Below are 719 nucleotides of genomic sequence, written 5' to 3'. Positions count from 1 at the left end.
GACCGGGCCCGGTGCCCGGCTTCCCCCGTCGGCCGGGTCCGGTGTCCGGCCGCCTGCGCCCCCCCGGCCGCGTTTCCAGCGATCTCCCCCATCGCCATCACCCGGCCTGCCCCGGGTCGGGCTGTGGTTTGCCGACGGCTTGGGTAAGATAAGGCCCTCTCCCGGCCGGTCCCGTCCATGTCCCAGCCCCCTTCATCCGCGCCTTCGCCTCCGTCGTCACGTCGGGTGGGCGTGCTGGTGCTGCCCGGTTTCTCGCTGCTGGCCGAGGCCTGTGCCACCGAGCCCCTGGCGGTGGCCGGCCAGCTGGCCGGGGAGCCGCTCTATCGGCTCCAGACCCTGGGGCGTGATGCCTGTCCGGTCGAGAGCGGCTCCCGCCAGCGGCTGCTGGCCGAGCGTGCCCTGGCGGAGGGGGAGGAGGCGCTCGACCTGCTGCTGGTGTACAAGCCGCCGACGAGGCCCTGCTGGCCCGGCTGGCCGCCCTGGCCAGGCCCGGGCGGCTCATCGCCGGCATCGGAGGTGGCGCCGAGCTGCTGGCCCGGGCGGGGCTGCTGGACGGTTACCGGGCCACGGTGCCCTGGCCGCGCTTCGAGGCGGTGCGCCTCGCCCATCCGCGGATCCGCCTCTCCCGCCAGCTCTTCGAGATCGATGGCGATCGCCTGACCTGCGGCGGCGGCACCGCGGCCATGGACATGATGATGACCCTGGTCGGCCGCCAGCAC

Source organism: Halomonas sp. BM-2019 (assembly GCF_017584085.1).
This window is presented reverse-complemented; position numbering follows the sequence as displayed.